The organism is Mycobacterium sp., assembly GCF_035499775.1.
Classification (GTDB): domain Bacteria; phylum Actinomycetota; class Actinomycetes; order Mycobacteriales; family Mycobacteriaceae; genus Mycobacterium.
In genome coordinates this window covers 1-15955 of sequence record NZ_DATJYB010000349.1, presented here as the reverse complement: position 1 = coordinate 15955, position 15955 = coordinate 1, and the positions used below count along the sequence as shown (strand labels likewise).

The following is a 15955-nucleotide window of genomic DNA, read 5'->3' as shown; positions in this document are numbered from 1 at the left end:
CAGAACTTAACGCCGCCTCGAAATAGACCTCACATTTGCGCCACTCTTTAACTGGGCCAGCTAGTGGTCGCAGTCGTAAGTTCGTCGGGGGTCATGCGGCGGGTGCTTGGGTATGCGGTATGTCGGCGAGGTCGAGGCGGCGGAGGAAGGCGTTGAGGTCGTCTCGGGTGTAGGTCCAGTCGAACGGTGTCGCGGTGGTGTTGTAGCGGTCCTGGAAGGCGATGATGCGTTCGGCGAGTTGGTTCAGATCGTCGAAGTCGTTGGGGGTTATGGCTTTCCGCTGCAGGATCGAGAAGTAGATCTCGACCTGGTTTAGCCATGATGCGTGCACCGGCAGGTGCACCAGGGTCGCGGTCGGCCATGCTGTCTGCATGCGTTCGATCGAGCGTTGTCCGTTGTGGGACGAGCCGTTGTCTGCGACCCAGAACACACGTCGGGCCGAGGCGTAGGGTTCGGTGGTCATCACCGCGGCGACCAGGTCTGTGAACGGCTCGATGCCGGTCTTGGGGGCGATCTGCCCGAGCACCTGGGCGCGGTGGACGTCGTAGGCGGCGAAGTAGGCCAGGGTGCCGCCGCGGCGGTACTCGAACTCGACGCGTCGGTTGCGCCCAGGTGCGGGTGGTTGTCCCCGGTGGCGTCGCTGCAGGGCCTGCAGCTGGGATTTCTCATCGGCACTGATCACATAATCGTCGGGACCGAGAGGGTGCCCCTCCCACCGCCGGGCATACAGATCGAGCATCCGGGCGGCCTTGGTCTCGAAATCGGGGTCACGGGGAAAGATCCAGGACCGGTGCTGCCAGGGCTTGATCGCATCGGCGGCCAGCCATCGGTGCACGGTGGCCGGCGAGATCGTCTGGGCAATACCGCGGGTGATCGCCTCGCTGGCCAGGTCGGTGCTCGACCACCGCGACAACGGCTGACCGGTCTCGGCGGGCAGGGTGCACGCCAATGCCTTGACCTCGGCCACTTGTACGGCCCTGAACGCACGTCGCCGCCCGCTGCGAGGCAGGTCGTCGAGCCCGGGCAGGCCACCGGCGACGAACCGGCGGCGCCACTTACGGACGGTGTCCACATGCACTCCCACCTCGGCGGCGATCTCGGTGTTTGTCGCGCCATCGGCCGCAGCAAGCACGATCCGCGCGCGAATCACGTCGCGATGCGCCGACCTCGACGACCGGGCCCGGGCATGGAGAACCGACTCGTCCAGGGCGGTCAGCGCGATGATGAACGGACTGCTCATAGTCATGCATCCGTTGTCCTCCGCGACGTGTCTCATCGCGGACACGACACGCCGTGGCCACCCACACCGCACCCGAAGTTGGGTCACGATAGGCAGATGCCGAAGATCCCGGACTCGACGAAGGTCTCCTTGCATCACCGGCTGATCGATCGCGCCCGCGAACGTTGGCCGCAGTTGAGCGAGATACGCATGCGCTATCGCGCAGGCTTCGCCTACGTAGACGGCGTCCTGGCCGACGGCGAGGTGCTACAGCTGTGCCGGCTGCGCTACGCCGGCTCGCCCCGAGACTGGGGCTTTGCGATCTACCGAGCCAGCCACGATGACTACGAAGACTCGTTCCTGCCCACCGGATTCATGGGCGGCTCACCCGAAGACGCCCTCGACACCGCCTGCGGCCTCTATCTCGCAGACCCCACCGCCTGGACCTAACCCCCGACGAACTTACGACCGCGACCACTAGCTCCGGGCACACCTTCTTTCGCACAGCCTCTTGCCAGCGCGGCCAAACCTACCTACTGTGTGTTCAGTTGGTTGGTTTGCCCGATGTGAAGGAGCCCGGTGCCCGCCGCACGTCCATACGAATCGCTGCTCGCCAAGGGCGAGGACCGCAAGCAACGGATCCTCGACGTCGCGCAGCGGCTCCTGACGCGCAACGGCTGGCGCAATACGACACTCGCCCAGATCGCCGGGGAAGCCGGGGTCACGCCCGCTGGCCTGCTGCATCATTTCGAATCCAAGGAGCAGCTGCTGCACGCGGTGCTGGACGCCCGCGACCTCGATGACGACTCACACGCCGACCGGAAGGGCGATCTGATTGCCGAGATCGCTCAGGTCGCCGATCGGTTCAGCCGGTCGCCCGAACTGGTGGGCACCTTCACGGTGTTGCTGGTCGAAAACATCCTTCCGGAAGCTCCGCTGCATGACCGGCTGCTGGCCAGGCAGCGAGATGCGATCGGCATCGTCGCCGAGGGCATCCGCCGCGGTCAGGCGGCCGGCCGATATCGCACCGACATAGACCCCGCCGCCAAGGCTGTGGAAATTCTCGCGTTCATCAACGGAATGGAAACCACATGGTTGCTCGATCCTTCGATACCACTGACCGAGGTGTTCAAGGAGTACGCCGAGATGCTGAGCCGCGACTTTGCACCCCCGAGCCCGACATGAGGTATCGGCTCGACGTCGTCGCTTCCAACGTCGTCGACGTGGTGAGGTTTGCCGGCGGTTGGCTTTTCGACCGGGCGATGGCGGGGTGGGATGTCACCGTTCTGATCGCCGACGACGCCGAGGATCGGCCGCTGCAGATTCTCGGCGCCCGGACGCTCGGCCTCGAGTGTGCGCTGCAGGCGGCCGAGACTCGTCCACGCCCCCAGGCCCTGGCGGCCGCGGCAGACCTTTTCGGATGCGATTCGCGGGTGCGGAAGGGCGTGTTGCGCGCCCTCGATCACGGCGTCACCGAAGTCACGCTGTGGGGGGAGACGTGGCCGGCCGAGCTCGACGACAGCGTCGGCCTGGTGCAACATCGGCTGAGCATGGCCGCCCAGACGTTCAAGGCGCAGGCCCTGACGGCCTTGAATATCGACCGGCTGTCGCCGGACAGCTCGATCGAGACCTTTCGCAGCGGGCTGATGGCGTGCTCGTCGGTCGCCGCCGATCTGGTCCCTGCCAGCTAGAACTGCCGTAGCCCTTAACGAGGCGCCCAGGCGGGGCGCCGTTGACGACGCACCCGTGCTGTGGAAATGTAATACTCATCTCTGAGAGGAACATTCTCACTAGACGAGATTCGAACGGAGCAAGTGATGGTGAACGATTTCACCAAGATGGATTTCTTCCGCGACAAACAGCTCGTCGAGGATCCGTACCCCTATTACGAGGCGCTCCGGGCACAGTGCCCCGTCACCCGCGAAGACCACCACGGGGTCACCATGGTGACCGGCTGGGACGAGGCCTGCGCCGTGTTGAACGACGCCGAAACCTTCTCCTCGTGCATCTCGGTGACCGGCCCATTTCCCGGCTTTCCGGTACCGCTGGAAGGTGACGACGTCACGGACCTGATCGAGCAACACCGCGGCGAGCTGCCGTTCAGCGACCAGCTGCCCACTCTCGACCCGCCGACCCACACCAACCACCGCTCCCTGCTGAAGCGGCTGATCACGCCGAAGCGCCTCAAGGAGAACGAGGATGCGATGTGGGAGCTCGCCGATCAGGCGTTGGACCCGTTCCTGGCGCCCGGGGAGGGCGAATTCATCAAGGGCTTTGCCAGCCCGTTCACGCTGCTGGTCATTGCCGACCTGCTGGGCGTACCCATGGAGGATCGCGACAAGTTCGTCAAAGGCATCCGTCAACACTCTGGAGGTGGGATCGGGGGCACCGGTAAAGAAGCACTGGCGCACAGCCCGCTGGAATTCCTCTACGGCCTTTTCTCCGACTATGTCCGGGACCGCCGGCGTGCGCCCCGTGACGACGTGCTGACCGGCCTCGCCACCGCCACCTATCCCGACGGCTCGATTCCCGAAGTCGAAGACGTGGCCCGGGTGGCCAGCAATGTCTTCTCGGCGGGCCAGGAAACCACCGTGCGACTGCTGGGTGCGGCCCTGCAGACCATCGGGGAGCGCCCCGACATTCAGGCGCAGTTGCGCAAGGACCGCAGCCTGATCCCGAACTTCATCGAAGAGGCGCTGCGCATCGAGAGCCCGGTAAAGGGCGACTTCCGGATGAACCGGGTTCCGGTCAACGTCGGTGGGGTCGACCTGCCCGCGGGCACCACCCTGATGATTGTGCAGGCGGCCGCCAACCGCGATCCGCGCCGGTTCGAGGACCCGACCACGTTCGATCCGGCCCGCAAAAACGCCCGCCAGCACATCTCGTTCGGGCGGGGGATTCACAGCTGCCCGGGCGCGCCGCTGGCGCGAGCCGAAACCCGCGTGGCGATCGAACGGCTGCTCGACCGGACGTCCGATATCCGGATCAACGAGCGCATCCACGGTCCCGCGAATGACCGTCGCTACCAGTATGTTCCGACCTATATTCTGCGCGGCCTGACCGAATTGCAGCTGGAGTTCACGCCGGCATGAAGGTCTGGGTTGACGACCAGTGCTGTCGTGGTCACGGGATGTGCCTGACGCTGTGCCCCGATGTGTTCAGCCTGACCGACGACGGTTACGCCGAGGCGATAACGTCAGATGTGCCAAAGGAATTGGAGGAAGACGCCCGCGAGGCCATCCAATGCTGCCCCGAGCAGGCCATCAAGGAGCGGTAACTGCGCTCTGTGGGTCGATGACTATCTTGGCGTGAGTCTCCGGATTTCCGAGTGCGGTGAACGCCGTATCGACCCCCGCGAGCCCCACGGTTCCAGTCACGAGAGCGGTGGTGTCGAGTTTGCCGTCGGCCAGCAGGTACAGGGTGTCGTGGAACTCCAACGGCGTGTAACCGAGCACGAAGCGCAAGTCGGCCTCCTTGCCGATCGCCACCGTCGGCCGGAAATGGTCAGTGCCCATGCAGACGCCGACGACGACGATCCTCGAATAGAACGGCGCTGCAACGAGAATCGAATCGATCACGCCCGGTGTGCCGACGCATTCGAAGATCACCGGCCGTTTCGGAGTGGCTGCGCCGAGCTTGTCGGCGGTGCGGTACAGGTGACTCCAGCCGGGCAGCCTGCGCAGCTTCTCCATCGCGGAGACGCCCAATTCGGAAAGAGCGGTCGCCGAGGTTATGACACCCTTGCGGGCGCCCACCGAATCGTACGGTGAGCCCTCGGCCGGGTCGACGACGATGGTCGCACCGCAACGTTGGGCCAACGCCCGTCGTCCGGGTGAGAACTCGCTGGCGACAATGGTTTCCACGCCTATGGCCTTGAGATGGCAGATGACGGCCAGCCCGACGGGGCCGCACCCGACCACCACAGCCGCGTCACGCTTGGTGATTTCGCTGCGCCGCACGGCGTGTAACGCGACCGCCATCGGCTCGGTCAACGCGGCGATGTTCGGATCCAGACCGTTGGGCACGACGAAGCTCATGGCCGCCTGGGCGAGCACCTGTTCGGCGTAGGCGCCTGAGGCCAGCGGAGACAGGCCCGTGGGGTGGACACCTTGGTGGGCACGCAGCAGCGGGAAAGACACCACGGTGGCGCCTACTTTGAACCGCCTGGGCACACCGCGGCCACGCTCGGCGACTTCACCGCAGAACTCGTGGCCGAACACGACCGGCGTATCGCTGGTGGCGGAGTCTGCATAGCCCACGGCATTCATCGCGTCGGCCAACTCGTCGGCGTGGTCCTTGGCATGCAGATCCGATCCGCAGATACCGCACCGAAGCACGTCGAGTACCAGTTGTCCGGCGGCCGGTCGCGGTGCAGGCAGATCGACGACCGACAGCTCACCGTGCAGACAGCTCACCGCCTTCATCGGCGCTCCCTTCATATGCCGACCAGTCCCCCGTAAGCGGGAGGTGCCCCCAGCAAAAGCACCCGCACGCACGGCGTGTCGGGTGCTTCTGCTGGTGCTGGTTGGAGCTCACGGTAACTACCGAAGCTACTCCTCGATCGAGATCGCCTGCCGCGGGCACTGACGAACAGCGTCGCGGATAAGCGCCTCGTTCTCCGGGGTAACCTCTGGCTGCAGGATGTGGAGCATGTCTTCGTCGTCCAGGTGGAAGACCTCCGGGATGATGCCCATGCACACCCCGTTGCTCTCGCACAGACCCCAATCGACTTCGATTCTCATCGCAGCACCCGCACTGGTACGTTCTGCCAGCCAGCGACGTTCTGCATTTGTACGCGTTTGCAATTCGCCCAGTCCACTTCATAGCGGGGCATGAAGTCGAGCAGCATGTCCAGCGCGATCGCGGTCTCCATGCGGGCCAGTGCTGCGCCCAGGCAGCTGTGAATCCCGTAGCCGAATCCCATGTTCTGCGCTTCGGACCGGTCGCGATCGATGTCGAACTTGTCGGGATCGGTCCAGGCGTCGGGGTCACGGTTGGCGGCGCCGTTGATGAGGAACACCGGCTTGCCGGCCGGGATCGTGACGCCGTGCAGGTGGACATCTTTCATCGAGCGGCGGACCTGATATTGCGATGGTGCCTCGAAGCGGAGCAGTTCTTCGACCGCGGCCGGAATCTTGCTGCGGTCGTCGAGCAGCTTCTGCCACTCGCCGGGGAAGCGGGCGAACACCACCGGAGCGTTGCCGACGAGCTTGGTCACCGTCTCGGCGCCGGCGCCGCCCAATAGTGTTGCAAATCCAGTGATTTCGAGGTCATCGAGCTTCGTCTTCTGCCCGTCCTCGCGTTCGATCTCGGCGTCGATGAGCTTGCTGAACAGATCCTCGCGGCGCTCCTGGCGGCGCTGCTTGACCAGCTCGTAGTACAACATCGCGGTATTGATGTTGGCTTGCATGCCTTCTTCGCCGACTTCGACCTGGCCGGGCTCGCGCGTCAGCGACACGTCGATCCAGTGGCGCACCTGCTGCGCCTGCTCCTCCGGTACTCCCAACATCGTCGTGATGACCTCGACGGGAAAAGGACCGGAAAGGTCGCGCACCACATCGAACGAGTCAGGATCGGCGGCGCCCAGGTACTTGTCGATCTTCGCAATCACCATCTCCCGCTGTGACTGGATGGCGCGCGGGGTGAAGACCTTGTTGAGCAGGCTGCGCATGTGGCGATGGTCGGGCGGATCCATGAAGATGATCGACTGCGGCGGCTTCTGCCCGGATCGCACCATCGACAGGTCAATGCCGTAGGACGACGAATACGTCTCGAAGTCCTTGAGGCCCGCGGCTACGTCGTCGTGCCGGGTCAAGGCGTAGAAGTCGTACTCCTCGCTGTAGTAGACCGGCGCTTCGTCCTGCATCCGCCGGTAAATATCCCAGGCGCCGTTGAAGAACTCTCTGGAGAACGGATCGAAGACCACCTTCGACTTGGTCATTGCACACTCCTGGCTGACGAGTTGCGGGCCATTACAGCTGAAGGCCTGACTGTAACGCTAACGGTAGTGGCTTCTTGGCGAACCGCAAAGGGGGGCGAGGCTGCCATGTCAGACTTTCCCCGCTCCGACGAAGCCGACCTTCATCGCGGGTGCTCCATCAGGTCCAGCGCGGCGTCGGCCGCATCGAGCACCGCACCGCCGCGGGCTGCTGCCTGCTCGGCGAGGTCGACGACCAGCCGGACATCCTTCTGCAGCAGCGTCCCGGCGAGCCCGGCAAGCCGCTCCAGGCTGCCGGTTCCGCCAATTGCGTTGAGCGCGAAGCTGTTCCCACTGCTGCGGGAGACAACTTCGGTGAACCGGTCCGCGGACACGCCGAGGGCCTTCGCCAGCGAAAGGGCGGTGGCCGCCGTTCCCAGGTTGGCGGTGAACAGCAGGTTGTTGACCAGCTTGGTGGTTTGCCCCGAGCCCAGGTCGCCGAGATGCACGACGGGGTCGGCGTAGGTTTCGAAGACCGGACGGCAGCGCTCGACGACGTCGGCGTCGCCACCGACCATTGCCAGCAGCCGGCCCTTTGCCGCTGCCGGGCCGCCGCCGCTCACCGGCGCGTCGATCACCGAAACTCCTTGGGCACCAGCCTTCTTCGCAAGCCCATGGCAGGTGTCGGGGTGCACCGTGCTATGTACCGCGATCACCCCGCCCGGTGCCAGGCCCGCCAGCACACCGCGCTCGCCGCCGGTGACCTCGACGACGTCGGCGTCGCCGACCACGCACAGACAGACCAGTTCGCTGGCAGCGGCGAGTTCGGCCGGTGACTCCGCGATCGCGGCAGGTGCGTCGGCGAACGGATCCAGGCTTGCGGGCCGGCGCGCCCACAGGGTTGTCGGGTAGCCGGCCTGGATGATCCGGCGCGCCATCGGGCCGCCCTGGCTGCCCAGCCCGATGAACCCGACTCGCATCATCCGGCCTCTAAATCTGGGTTGCTCGCCGATTGCGCGGCGCATTCGTCCACGAACGCGAAGACCTTGCGGTGGTAGTCGGCGGCGCTGTGCCCGAGGCTGATGTTGTGCCCCGCCTCGGGTTGTCTGTTGACGCTGAACCGGGGCGCGCCGGAGAACATCGCGGCGATTTCGACCACCGCCGAATCGTCTGTCTGCCAGACCTTTTCGTGCTCGGCGATGCTGTACTGCACCGGGACGCGTATGGCGGGCGCGAGCGCCGGAAAGGTTCGGCGGGCCCAATCGGACACCATCTGGTCCTCGTAGGCCGGCGCCGACGGCGAAATGGTGGCCCCGTTGAGGACCTCGGACGGGTACAGGCGTTCCGGGAACCACAGCAGCTCGTAGAGGCCCGCTGACCGGCGTTCTCTGGTTGCGTCCTTCAAGATGTCGCGGGCCGCGCGGTCATAGTGCCGCCCGGTGCCGGACAGTTCGATGCCGAGCAGATCGGCGCCGCGGTCGTCGGCGGCCATCCGCATCGTGAGTTCGCATCCGCCGGAATGACCCATCACGAACAATCCAGCGCCACGCGGTTTTTGCCCGAGGATCCGATCCACCGCGCCGTACGCAAGGTTGACCCGCTGCTCGGGTGCGGCCATCGCCTCCGGATAGGGCGCAGAGCTGCCGTACCCGGGCCGGTCCAGCGCCACGACCGTGAAGCCGGCCGCCGCGCCGGTCCGAAGCAAAGAAAGCGACGGGTTGCCCGGACAGTCGAAATAGATGGCGGTGGTGCCGCCGCCGTGGATGGCCACGATGACGGCACGCGGTTCGGAATCTGTGGCCTCCGAAACCATGGCCGACATCGGCACGCCGTCGACGATCACAATCCGGGGTTTGGGAGCTGCGGTCATGTGTCCGCCCGGAGCAGCAGCACGCCGCTGGGGGTGAGCCCGCCACTGCTGACCACGCCGACGCGGGCGTCGGCGACCTGACGTTCGCCTGCCTCGCCGCGCAGCTGGGTGACGGCCTCGTGCAGCAGGCCCATACCGTGGGTGCGGCCGTGTGACAACTGGCCGCCGTGGGTGTTGAGGGGCAGCACCCCGTCGCGGGCGATGTTCTTGCCGCCGTCCAGGAACTCCTTGGCACCACCGATCTCGCAGAACCCCAGCGCCTCGATCCAGGACAGACAGTTCATGGTGAACCCGTCGTAGAGCTCGGCGACGTCGACGTCTTCGGGCCGCAGCGAGGTGCGCGTCCAGACGTGCGCGGCCTGACCCAGCACCTGCGGCTCGTGCGTCAGGGTGCTCTGGTCCCAGTCGATGCGCTCGATGATCTGCGTTCCCACCGCCTCCACCAGGACGGGCGGTTTGGCCAGGTCGCGGGCGGCGTCGAGGGCGGAGACGACGACGGCGATGGCACCGTCGCACGGAACGTCGCAGTCGTAGAGGCCGAAGGGTGTGGTGATGGGCCGGGCATTGAGGTAGTCGTCCATCGTCATCGGGTCCCGATAGACGGCGGTCGGGTTGAGTTCGGCATTGGCCCGCTGGTTCAGCGCGATCCAGCCCAGCGTTTCCCTCGTGGTGCCGTAACGGTGAAAGTGCCGCTGCGCATTGATCGCCAGGGTGTGTGCGGCCGACGTGGCGCCGAACGGCCACTGCCAGCTGTCCGTGCGGCTCATGGACGGGATGATCTTGCCCTGCTTCATCCGCTCGTTGAAGGTGGCTTCCCACAGCGTGCGGAAACACAACACGTGACGGGCCAGGCCGCCGGCGATCGCGAGCATCGCGGCGATCACCGATCCGCCCGGACCGAAGGTCTCGATGCCGCCGTTGTGCCACACCGGCCGGATACCCAGGGCGGCCTCCAGCGCCGTCACCCCGCCTTCGCCGAATCCGCCGAGGTTGCCGCCGCCGGGATAGGTCGACAGGCCATCGATGTCGGCCATCGTCAGCCCGGCATCCGCAATGGCCGCTTCGCAGGCGTCGATGGTCAGGGACAGCGGCGGCACCATCAGCCGGCGGCCGATCTTCGACATGCCGACCCCGGTGAGCGCGACCTTGTCCTCGAATTTCTCCGTCGTCAGCATGGGCCGGACGTATTCGCCGAAGCGCTCCGGCGCGATCTCGTCGTCCGGCAGTGGCGCGGTACCTGCGACAGGCTTGAAGAGCGGCAGCCACACGTCCTCGATTTGCTCGAAGACGACCTCCACCTGTTGCCCGAGCTCAAGCTGGTCGGGACCGGACTCGACGATGTTGGTGGTCAGCCGGACCCGGGGATCCTCGGCGATCGCCACCTGCGCGATGACGTAGGGCGCCGGCATGCCGGGCACGCTGAACCGGTGGTTGACGGTGAACCCGGCCAGGGTGGCCTTCCCGGAAAGCTCTCGAACGCCGATGTCGCGCGAACGGCAGTATCGGCACACCGGCGCTGGCGGATGGAGCAGCGCTCGGCAGGCTTGGCATTCCTGCAGCCGCAGCGTGCCGTCGGCCCCCGACTTCCAGAAGAATTCGTTTTGGTCGGTGAGCAGGGGCAGCGGGCGTCCGGGTGCTGCTGACACGTACCCTCCGGTGGTAGGCGCATTATACGAATCGGAGAATTACGTTATCACTTGCCTGGAGCCCCGACACTAGGCCGCGTGGTCCGGCCTTGTTCCGCGGGGGCGCTTCGAGTCGCGGCAACCCATGCGCGGCGACCGTCCCTTCGGATCCCTGCCATGCGAAGGGTTTGGCGGCAGGGGCTTACCGTGCCGGCGGTACGGGTTTTGCCTCCCCAGATAACTCGCACGCTGCCGCGTTGGCTGCCCCGCGACGCGAGCACACGGTTTCGAAGACATTTACCGATAGCCGTTTTGTCCTTAATTCGGCGCCCGCGGGGTGTAATGCAATTGGGTCGATTTTGCGGGTCCAGATCGGGTCACCCAACCCTCAAATCAGCGAATGCAGTGCCGCCCGGTCCCGAAAGGATGCCATTGCCGTCGTCGGCCCTGCCACCCTGGCCTGCACGACGGCGGTCCGCGGACCTCGGGCGCACCGTCCGGGGGTAGATCCCATCGGAGTCATGGGGTTAAATTTGGCACGACCGTCTTTGCTTCGATGTCGGGAGGAAAGCCGTGGGAATTTCAGCGAAATAATTGGATTCGCTTAACTGTGCCGCGGGTATGCATAATCTGCAATTCACGGGCCGGAAGTAATCATCTAAAATTGCCCGGGCTCAGGAATGGAAGGACGCCAGGTGGAAGCTGTTCAACTCCTCACTAGATCGTTTGAGAACCCGTGGATGCGGAGCGGGTTGGGGTGGCACGATCGGGCCACGGGATGTCGGATCGCCGTGTCGACTCCGGAGGGTGAGCCGGAGCTGTGGGACGAGTATCTGGACGGCGCGGTGCGAAGTTATCGCCGGCATGGAGTGGATTGGGTGCTCGACGCGGACGCAATTCGTGATGGCCATGACACGGCCCTGTTTTTCGCCGCAGTCGGTCCGGATGGTCGAGTCGTGGGTGGCACACGCGTCGTCGGGCCCCTGCGATCCCCCGAGGAATCCCATGCACTCGTGGAGTGGGATGGCAACATCGGTCTGGGTCCGCTGCGGGAAATGATCGCCAACCGTCTGCCCTTCGGCGTCGCTGAAGTAAAGGGTGCCTGGGCGAATTCCCACGACTACGGCAGTCGAGCGCTTACCACGGTGTTAGCTCGAACCGCGTTGCCGACCATGACATTGCTGGGTGTGCAGTTCGTGATGGCCACCGCGGCTGCGCACGTGCTGGAGCAGTGGCGATCTTCTGGGGGCGTGGTGGCCTCACGTGTCCCGGCGGCGGTCTATCCCAACGACAAATACCGAACCAAAATTATGTGGTGGGATCGCAGTACGTTGGCCAGTCATGCCGAGCCCGAACAATTTAAGCTGATGTGCGCTGAGAACTCCGAAATCCTCTGTGGCGTCACGGCGCCAGGTGACGAGACGTTGGCGGCGATTGGAGTGGGGGATGAATCGCAGCGGCGACCGCGACGATGCTTGTAGCGCGGTAATTCTCGCTGACCAAGTCGCTGCCGACCGCGATCTGTTGAAGCGCCTCAGGGCGACGGCGGGCATAGACTTCCTTGAATACCTCGACGACGACACCACCGAACGACAAAGCCCGTCGCACGGTGGTGTCCCCGTCGATGACGGCAAACGGTGGGCGTACTACCCATGGCGCAAGGCGGTGGTGAGCATCGTCGGACCACAGGCGTTCAGCGCCGGTCGCCTTGACCGCAACAGACACCTCATCACCTCATCAGAACAGCAGCAGTTGCAACGCCAGCGAGTTGGCGTCGTGGGGCTGAGTTCTGGGCACGCGGTTGCATATTGCCTTGCCGCACAGGGTCTTTGCGGAGGATTGCGATTGGCGGACGCCGACACCCTCGAGCTGTCAAACCTGAATCGGGTCCCGGCAACCATTCTCGACCTGGGCATCAACAAGGCCACGGTCGCTGCGCGGCGCGTCGCCGAACTCGATCCCTACTTGAACGTGCAGGTTTTCACCTCGGGAGTCACGCCGGAACTCGTCGACGAGTTTCTCGACGGCCTCGATATCGTCGTCGACCAGGCCGATTCCCTCGACATCAAGATTCTGCTGCGGGAGGCCGCCCGGGAACGTCGCATCCCGGTGATCATGGCCACCAGCGACCGTGGTCAACTCGATGTCGAACGTTATGACCTCGAGCCGCAACGACCCATCATGCACGGGCTGCTCGGTGACGTCGACGCTGCATTGGTGCCCGGGCTGTCGACCCAGGACAAGCTGCCGTACCTGCTGCGACTTCTCGATGCCGGGCGACTCTCCGCGCGGGCGGCGGCATCCCTGGTCGAAGTGGGGCAGACGCTGGACGGTTGGCCGCAGCTGGCCAGCGACGTTTGGATAGGAGCGGCGGCTGTCGCGGAAGCGGTTCGCCGGATCGGCCTGGGCGAGCCGCTCCAGTCTGGACGTGTGCAGTTGGATGTCGGCAACGCGCTGGGTCGCCTAAGCCAACCTGCCCCGCCCGACGACGCTTCAGCCCCCTTCGCTGCCGGCGACGCCGGAATGCCGGTCGCTGCCGGTGGGATCGCGGAAGTCGTCGCCAGTGCCGCTATCCGCGCACCGTCGGGTGGCAATTGCCAACCGTGGCGCATTGCCATGGACCGCAACGCTATTCAGCTTCTGTTGTCGGCAGACGATTCGGTCACCATGGATGTCGAATTCCGCGCCAGCGCGGTGGCACTCGGTGCGGCCATGTTCAACGTGCGTGTCGCGGCGGCCGCGCATGGGGTACTGGGTCCGGTCAGCTTCGACGAAAACGACTCGGAAACCGCACTTCGCGGCGCCATGACGTGGGGCGGTGGCGACGACGGCATTCTGGCAAAGCTGTACGAGCCGATGCTGGCGCGGCAGACCAATCGCCATCGCGGCACGCCGGTAGCGGTCGGGCCGGACACCGCCACCGCATGGCAGGCGGTCACCGCCGCCGAGGGCGCGCGGCTGCAACTCGTCACCGATCGCGGGGAAATCGCCGCCATCGCAGACATTCTGGCCGAGGCTGACCGGATCCGATTCTTGACGTCGCAACTGCATGCCGAGATGATTTCCGAGCTGCGGTGGCCGACCGACCCGTCGCCGGAGACAGGCATCGATGTACGTAGCCTGGAACTCGACGCGGGTGACCTCGCCGCGCTGGAACTCCTGCGACGGTCCGATGTGATGTTTGAGCTCTCCGGCCTTGATGCGGGTACGGCGCTTGGCGGTCCCATCCGCGCACGAGTCACCGCCAGTTCGGCGCTGGCCGTGGTCGTCGTGAATGGCCCCACGCTCACCGATTACGCTCGCGGCGGGGCCGCGGTCGAAGCGCTGTGGGTCGCCGCCCAGCAGTCCGGTTTCGGGGTGCATCCGGTGTCGCCGGTATTCCTCTACGCGCACAACGACGATGACATGCAAGTCCTTTCGCCCGTGCACGCCGAGCAACTGCACCAACTTCAGCGGTCCTTCCGCGACCTGATCGGAGTCCGCGCCGGCGAGTACGAAGCGTTGCTGTTGCGGATCGTGTGCGGGCCGGCGCCATCGGTGCCGGCCAGGCGGCGCACTCTCACTGCCAGCCTGCGCACCGAGAGGTAGCGGTAGGTGCAGAAGAACAGTCCGCCAAAGGATCTGGCCGCCATCGTCACCGAGGTGGCTACCAAGCTGATGGGTGCCACGGTCGCCACCTCTGCCGATATCAGCACCAAGATCTTGGCCGACCTGGTGGGATTCCTCAACGTCGACGTCAGCTTCCTGCGCTACAACGACAGGAGCATCCGCGCGACGGTCTTGGTGGCGGAGTGGCCGCCCCGGCCCGACAAGCCCGACCCGGACCCGCTCCAGACCATCTACTTCGCCGATGCAGACCCCATCTTCGCCCTGTGTGAAAACGCCAAAGAGCCCATCATTTTGCGTCCTGAAGTCGCGAACGAGGATTATCAGCGCACCATTTCCGAGGCAAGCGGCGTGCCGGCGATCTCCATGGCCGGGGTCCCGCTGCTGTCGGGTGACGTGACCACCGGGGTGCTTGGTTTCGTGAAGTACGGTGACCGGAAATGGCGCCAGGACGAACTCAACACGCTCACGGTGGTAGCCATGATGTTCGCCCAGGTGCAGGCGCGCATAGCCGTCGAAGATCAACTGCGCCACCAGGCCGAGCACGATGACCTGACCGCGTTGCCCAATCGTCGGACGCTGCTGGCGCACTTGGATCAACGTCTCACCGAAAGCCAACCCGGGCCGGTATCCGTGCTGCTGTTCAACCTTGACCGGCTCAAGGCGGTCAATGACTTTCTCGGCCACGCCGCCGGGGATCGCTTTATCCGCGACTTCGCGATGCGCGCGACCGAATGGATGGCGGGGCAAGGGTTCATCGCCCGGCTCGGCGGCGACGAGTTCGTCGTGGTCCCGGCTGCGGAGATGGGCCTCGAGGAGGCCAGGGGACTCGCCGACAGCCTCAGTGAGCGGCTGACGGATCACGTGACCATCGACGGGGAGGTCCTCAATCGCTCGGTGAGCATCGGAGTCGCGACCGGCGCACCGGGAAAGGATTCGAGCGTGGACCTGTTGCGGCGCGCCGATGAAGCGCTGTTGTCCGCCAAAGAAGCCGGGGGAGAGCGCATCGGCGTGTTCTCGGGCGAGATGATCGCCCGCCGCGAGCTGCGCACCGACATTGAACTGCATCTGGCCGCCGGCATCGAAACCGACGCGCTCAGCGTGGTTTACCTTCCCGAGTTCGACATCAAAACGGGCAAGGTGCTGGCCGTCGAAGCGCTGGCACGCTGGCAGCATCCCACCCGGGGCTTGCTGCTCCCGAGCGATTTCGTCCCGGTGGCCGAATCCATCAACCTTGCCGGAGAACTCGGTAACTGGATATTGAACGCCGCATGTGCGGACCTGGCCGCATGGCGCGCACAGGGTGTCGGGCTCGACGTGATGCTGCGCGTCAACGTGTCACCGGCACAGCTCGTCGCCCACGACCTCGTCAACACCGTTTCGCACACGATCGACAAGTTCGGTCTGGACGGCGCGTCGATCGGCTTGGAAATCACCGAAAGCCTGTTGATTCGGGACCTGGCGAACACCAGGGCCACCCTCGTCGGGCTCCGCGACGTCGGCGTCGACCTCGCCATCGACGACTTCGGCACCGGCTACAGCGGGATGGGGCTACTGCGAACAATGCCGGTGGGCACGTTGAAGATCGACCGCGGATTCATCACCGATCTGGCCTCGTGCGGCGACGATCTCGCGATCGTGCGCGCGGTACTCGGCTTGGCGCACGCGCTTGATCTCGTCGTGGTCGCCGAAGGTGTGGAGACCGAAGCGGCGGCGCG

At 65.3% G+C, this 15955-nt stretch carries 15 protein-coding genes; 8 read left to right on the top strand and 7 right to left on the bottom strand.

Annotation, left to right across the window (positions count from 1 at the left end):
• Positions 1-91: 91 nt before the first annotated feature.
• Positions 92-1240: an IS630 family transposase gene (locus VML93_RS21870; RefSeq protein ID WP_325613916.1), complete on the bottom strand. Its 1149-nt coding sequence runs from the start codon at positions 1238-1240 to the stop codon at positions 92-94.
• A 96-nt stretch (positions 1241-1336) separates the two neighbouring features.
• Between VML93_RS21870 and VML93_RS21865 the strand changes: the two genes are divergently transcribed.
• From VML93_RS21865 to VML93_RS21845, 5 genes are all read left to right on the top strand, one after another.
• A complete protein-coding gene (locus VML93_RS21865; protein ID WP_325613914.1) occupies positions 1337-1669 on the top strand; it encodes a hypothetical protein in 333 nt (110 codons plus the stop codon).
• Between the two features lie 129 nt (positions 1670-1798).
• Positions 1799-2404: a TetR/AcrR family transcriptional regulator gene (locus tag VML93_RS21860; RefSeq protein WP_325613912.1), complete on the top strand. Its 606-nt coding sequence runs from the start codon at positions 1799-1801 to the stop codon at positions 2402-2404.
• Positions 2401-2910, top strand: a complete 510-nt coding sequence (locus tag VML93_RS21855; protein ID WP_325613910.1) for a hypothetical protein — start codon at positions 2401-2403, stop codon at positions 2908-2910. The genes VML93_RS21860 and VML93_RS21855 overlap by 4 nt, the downstream gene beginning before the upstream one ends.
• A gap of 126 nt (positions 2911-3036) precedes the next feature.
• On the top strand, positions 3037-4311 hold the full coding sequence (locus tag VML93_RS21850) for a cytochrome P450 (RefSeq protein WP_325613908.1): 1275 nt from the start codon (positions 3037-3039) through the stop codon (positions 4309-4311).
• The gene (locus VML93_RS21845; protein WP_325613906.1) at positions 4308-4496 is read left to right on the top strand and encodes a ferredoxin; all 189 of its coding nucleotides are present in this window, start codon (positions 4308-4310) and stop codon (positions 4494-4496) included. The genes VML93_RS21850 and VML93_RS21845 overlap by 4 nt, the downstream gene beginning before the upstream one ends.
• Here VML93_RS21845 and VML93_RS21840 read toward each other — a convergent pair.
• The 6 genes from VML93_RS21840 to VML93_RS21815 all read right to left on the bottom strand — a co-directional run bounded on the left by VML93_RS21840 (position 4483) and on the right by VML93_RS21815 (position 10652).
• Positions 4483-5643 carry a zinc-binding dehydrogenase gene (locus VML93_RS21840; RefSeq protein WP_325613904.1) on the bottom strand — a complete coding sequence of 387 codons (1161 nt, stop codon included), beginning with the start codon at positions 5641-5643 and terminating at the stop codon, positions 4483-4485. The two genes, VML93_RS21845 and VML93_RS21840, sit on opposite strands and share 14 nt — an antisense overlap.
• A 126-nt stretch (positions 5644-5769) precedes the next feature.
• Positions 5770-5961 (bottom strand): ferredoxin, encoded by a 192-nt coding sequence (locus tag VML93_RS21835; RefSeq protein WP_325613903.1) that lies wholly within the window; start codon positions 5959-5961, stop codon positions 5770-5772.
• Complete coding sequence (locus VML93_RS21830; protein ID WP_325613901.1) at positions 5958-7160, bottom strand: cytochrome P450; 1203 nt, start codon at positions 7158-7160, stop codon at positions 5958-5960. Before VML93_RS21830 ends, VML93_RS21835 begins: the two co-directional genes overlap by 4 nt.
• Positions 7161-7300: 140 nt before the next feature.
• Positions 7301-8116 (bottom strand): NAD(P)-dependent oxidoreductase, encoded by an 816-nt coding sequence (locus tag VML93_RS21825; protein ID WP_325613918.1) that lies wholly within the window; start codon positions 8114-8116, stop codon positions 7301-7303.
• Entirely contained in the window at positions 8116-9006 is an 891-nt protein-coding gene (locus tag VML93_RS21820; RefSeq protein WP_325613899.1) for an alpha/beta hydrolase, read from the bottom strand. The genes VML93_RS21825 and VML93_RS21820 overlap by 1 nt, the downstream gene beginning before the upstream one ends.
• On the bottom strand, positions 9003-10652 hold the full coding sequence (locus VML93_RS21815; RefSeq protein ID WP_325613897.1) for a thiolase C-terminal domain-containing protein: 1650 nt from the start codon (positions 10650-10652) through the stop codon (positions 9003-9005). The genes VML93_RS21820 and VML93_RS21815 overlap by 4 nt, the downstream gene beginning before the upstream one ends.
• Before the next feature lie 674 nt (positions 10653-11326).
• Between VML93_RS21815 and VML93_RS21810 the strand changes: the two genes are divergently transcribed.
• The 3 genes from VML93_RS21810 to VML93_RS21800 form a co-directional block, all read left to right on the top strand.
• Positions 11327-12112: a hypothetical protein gene (locus VML93_RS21810; RefSeq protein WP_325613895.1), complete on the top strand. Its 786-nt coding sequence runs from the start codon at positions 11327-11329 to the stop codon at positions 12110-12112.
• Positions 12078-14219: an Rv1355c family protein gene (locus VML93_RS21805; protein ID WP_325613894.1), complete on the top strand. Its 2142-nt coding sequence runs from the start codon at positions 12078-12080 to the stop codon at positions 14217-14219. Before VML93_RS21810 ends, VML93_RS21805 begins: the two co-directional genes overlap by 35 nt.
• A gap of 6 nt (positions 14220-14225) precedes the next feature.
• Positions 14226-15955, top strand: a 1730-nt coding sequence (locus tag VML93_RS21800; RefSeq protein WP_325613892.1) for a putative bifunctional diguanylate cyclase/phosphodiesterase, incomplete at its 3' end; no start/stop codon positions are given.

Coding starts and splice junctions, on each gene's coding strand:
- VML93_RS21870 (WP_325613916.1), bottom strand. CDS start 1,240: ATGAGCAGTCCGTTCATCATCGCGCTGACCGCCCTGGACGAGTCGGTT.
- VML93_RS21865 (WP_325613914.1), top strand. CDS start 1,337: ATGCCGAAGATCCCGGACTCGACGAAGGTCTCCTTGCATCACCGGCTG.
- VML93_RS21855 (WP_325613910.1), top strand. CDS start 2,401: ATGAGGTATCGGCTCGACGTCGTCGCTTCCAACGTCGTCGACGTGGTG.
- VML93_RS21850 (WP_325613908.1), top strand. CDS start 3,037: ATGGTGAACGATTTCACCAAGATGGATTTCTTCCGCGACAAACAGCTC.
- VML93_RS21845 (WP_325613906.1), top strand. CDS start 4,308: ATGAAGGTCTGGGTTGACGACCAGTGCTGTCGTGGTCACGGGATGTGC.
- VML93_RS21840 (WP_325613904.1), bottom strand. CDS start 5,643: ATGAAGGCGGTGAGCTGTCTGCACGGTGAGCTGTCGGTCGTCGATCTG.
- VML93_RS21835 (WP_325613903.1), bottom strand. CDS start 5,961: ATGAGAATCGAAGTCGATTGGGGTCTGTGCGAGAGCAACGGGGTGTGC.
- VML93_RS21830 (WP_325613901.1), bottom strand. CDS start 7,160: ATGACCAAGTCGAAGGTGGTCTTCGATCCGTTCTCCAGAGAGTTCTTC.
- VML93_RS21825 (WP_325613918.1), bottom strand. CDS start 8,116: ATGCGAGTCGGGTTCATCGGGCTGGGCAGCCAGGGCGGCCCGATGGCG.
- VML93_RS21820 (WP_325613899.1), bottom strand. CDS start 9,006: ATGACCGCAGCTCCCAAACCCCGGATTGTGATCGTCGACGGCGTGCCG.
- VML93_RS21805 (WP_325613894.1), top strand. CDS start 12,078: ATGAATCGCAGCGGCGACCGCGACGATGCTTGTAGCGCGGTAATTCTC.